Raw genomic sequence first — 2,829 nt, forward strand, 5'->3', positions numbered from 1 at the left:
GTATACGACGGCGCGCGACCTCGGCTTGCTGGTGATGGCGATCCGCACGGAATTTCCGCAATATGCCCCATGGTTCTCGATCGAGGGCCTGGCCGTCGGCAAGAAGCAGATCCCGAACTACAATCTCCTGATCGGCCGCTATCCCGCGCCGACGGCATGAAGACCGGTTTCGTCTGTCCTTCGGGCTTCAACATGATCGGCTCGGCAACACGCGACGGGCGCACGCTGGTGGCGGTGGTGCTCGGCGAGAAGTCGGCCGTCACCCGCGCCGAGACAGTCGCCAGGCTGCTCGACCACGGCTTTGCCACGCCGACACCGGGCTGGTTGACGGTGGCGGCGCTGCCTTCCTATGGCGACACCACATCGGTCAACAACCTGAATGACGAGATTTGCAGGAAGAAGCCGGCTAAGGAGCAGTCGGAAGCGGTCACTGTCGGCGATAAGAATGCGCCAAAATCTCCCTATCGGAAAAAGCTCGACCATGTGCCGACATTGGTCGCCGTCGGCCTTGGCGGCGCCACCGGGCCGAAGCCGAAGGCGATGCTCGATGCCTCGGGCCGGGAATATGCCGACGTGCCGCTGCCGAACTGGCGGCCCGACCTGCCGCCGCCGCCCGGCGCCGAGCCGGCAGTGATCGGTTCCGCCACCGCGGCCCAGGACGACCAGCCCGCCAAGGCCTTGAACTAGCCTGATGAGCAGCGGCTTTCCCATCGCCGTCTCGGTGCTGACCGGCTTTCTCGGCGCCGGCAAGACGACGCTGCTCAACCGGCTGCTCAGGGATCCCGCACTTGCCGACACCGCGGTCATCATCAACGAGTTCGGCGAGGTGGCGATCGACCATCTCCTGGTCGAACAGGCCTCAGACGGCATCATCCAGCTTTCCGACGGCTGTCTCTGCTGCACGGTGCGCGGCGAACTGGTCGATACGCTGGCCGATCTCGTCGACCGGCTGCAGACCGGCCGCATCGCCCGGCTCGCCCGTGTCGTCATCGAAACCACGGGCCTCGCCGATCCGGCGCCGGTGCTGCAATCGATCATGGCGCATCCGGCGCTGGTCCAGGCCTTCCGGCTCGACGGCGTCATCACGTTGGTCGACGCGGTCAACGGCAATGCGACGCTCGACGCCCATGTCGAGGCGGTGAAGCAGGTGGCCGTCGCCGACCGCATCGTGCTGACGAAAGCCGATCTGGCCACCGATCCGCGCGACGCCGAGGCCTTGCGGGCCCGGCTGCGGCAGATCAATCCGGGTGCCGAGCTGCTCGATGCGGGTGACAGAAGGACCGATGGGGCGGCGCTGTTCGATTGCGGCCTTTACAACCCGGCCACCAAGTCCGCCGACGTGCGGCGCTGGCTGGGCGAGGAAGCCGCCCATGATCACCATGGCGATCATGACCACGGCGACCATGATCACGACCATCGGCACGATTCCCGCGTGCGCTCCTACTCGTTGGTTCATGATGGGCCGGTGCCGTTTTCGGCGATCGAGATGTTCCTCGACCTGTTGCGATCGGCGCATGGCGAGCGCCTGTTGCGCATGAAGGGCGTCATCGAATTGCTGGAAGACCCGTCGCGGCCGCTGGTCGTCCACGGCGTACAGAAGATCCTTCATCCGCCGGCGCGGCTGCCGTCCTGGCCGGACGGTCAACGCGGCACAAGGTTGGTGCTGATCACGCTCGACATGCCGGAAGACTACGTCCGCCGGCTGTTTGCCGCCGTCACCAGCCGGCCGTCGATCGACACACCGGACCGCGCAGCGCTGGAAAACAACCCGCTGGCCATCGCCGGGCGGTAGATTCAATTTCCGAACGCCGCACTGCCCTCTAACGGAATTGCAAACGTCCGGAGCTGGCGGCGTCCGTGCAGCTACCAATCTCCCCTCATTGAGGGGGAGATGTCGCCGAAGGCGACAGAGGGGGTCGCCTCGGCTGGTGCGAGACGAAAGAAAAGGTTGGCGCTTCACGCGCGGCAACCTCTCTTGCCAAAACTTGGCATCTCCCCCTCAAGGGAGATTGTCCGCTCAGCCGCTTTCGCCAGAACGAGCTAAGTTGAGACTCAGCCACCGCCGCGCTCGACGAGGAAGCGATGGCCGCCTGATATCGCTGCCGTTTCGATCAATTGATGGCCGCTCTCGGTGCAAAAGGCGGGAATGTCGATGACGGCGAGGGGATCAGTGGTTTCAAGCCACAGGCGGCTGCCCGGCTGCATTGTTGCCAACCGCTTTTTTGCCTTGAGCACGGGCAACGGGCAGTTCAGGCCTTTGAGATCGTAGACGGCGGCGTGGCTGGTTGAGGGCCTGTCTTCTTGGCCCCCATCTTCTTGTTCAAGCATGAACCTCAGCCGCCGAACATGCCGAGCAGCTTCTTCTTCAGCCTTGTCGTCGTGCTTTCGTCGGCACTCGCCGCCTGCGTTTCGATTGCCGCGGCGGCCTCGGAGGGCACGACGGTTGCAGTGGCGACAGGCGCTTCGGCTGCGGCCCGGACCGCTTCCTCTTCAGCCAGAGCCTGAGCCTTAGCTGCCTCTTTCTCGGCCTTGGCTGCTTCTATCGCGGCAAGCCTTTGCTCCTCGGCCTTCTGCTTGGCGGCCTTCTCCGCGTCGAGCGCGGCCATCTTGCGGCCGGCCGGCGAATCGATGCGGCCCATGCGCGCCGTCGCCGTCAACGAGCCGTCGGCGTTAAGCGAGGGCGGCTCGATCGGCACGCGTTCGCCACGGGCGCGCTTCTTCGACCACTCGGAGACGATGCTGGCTTCCTTGATCCCGGCGATGGTCGGCTTGGGCGCCGGCACGCTAGCCTTGACCGCGCCGTTAAAAGCCGCTTCGTAGGTGCTCTGA

The 2,829-nt window shown here is 65.2% G+C and carries 2 protein-coding genes and 2 pseudogenes; 2 read left to right on the top strand and 2 right to left on the bottom strand.

All coding sequences use genetic code 11. The features are described 5' to 3' along the window. Both EOA86_RS29190 and EOA86_RS29195 read left to right on the top strand, forming a co-directional pair. Nucleotides 1–687: pseudogene (locus tag EOA86_RS29190) on the top strand (D-alanyl-D-alanine carboxypeptidase); the annotation flags it as partial. Nucleotides 688–691: 4 nt separating this feature from the next. Further along, a complete protein-coding gene (locus EOA86_RS29195; RefSeq protein WP_128344832.1) occupies nucleotides 692–1,792 on the top strand; it encodes a GTP-binding protein in 1,101 nt (366 codons plus the stop codon). Between the two features lie 260 nt (nucleotides 1,793–2,052). Here EOA86_RS29195 and EOA86_RS29200 read toward each other — a convergent pair whose 3' ends face one another. Both EOA86_RS29200 and EOA86_RS29205 read right to left on the bottom strand, forming a co-directional pair. Beyond that, entirely contained in the window at nucleotides 2,053–2,328 is a 276-nt protein-coding gene (locus tag EOA86_RS29200) for a sulfurtransferase TusA family protein (protein ID WP_128344833.1), read from the bottom strand. Nucleotides 2,329–2,333: 5 nt separating this feature from the next. Beyond that, a pseudogene (locus EOA86_RS29205) lies at nucleotides 2,334–2,829 on the bottom strand (hypothetical protein); the annotation flags it as partial.

It is taken from the genome of Mesorhizobium sp. M5C.F.Ca.IN.020.32.2.1 (assembly GCF_004023105.1).
Lineage (GTDB): Bacteria > Pseudomonadota > Alphaproteobacteria > Rhizobiales > Rhizobiaceae > Mesorhizobium > Mesorhizobium wenxiniae.

Bases quoted from the DNA above. Each gene is read 5' to 3' on its own strand.
- EOA86_RS29195 (WP_128344832.1), top strand. From the start codon at position 692: ATGAGCAGCGGCTTTCCCATCGCCGTCTCGGTGCTGACCGGCTTTCTC.
- EOA86_RS29200 (WP_128344833.1), bottom strand. From the start codon at position 2,328: ATGCTTGAACAAGAAGATGGGGGCCAAGAAGACAGGCCCTCAACCAGC.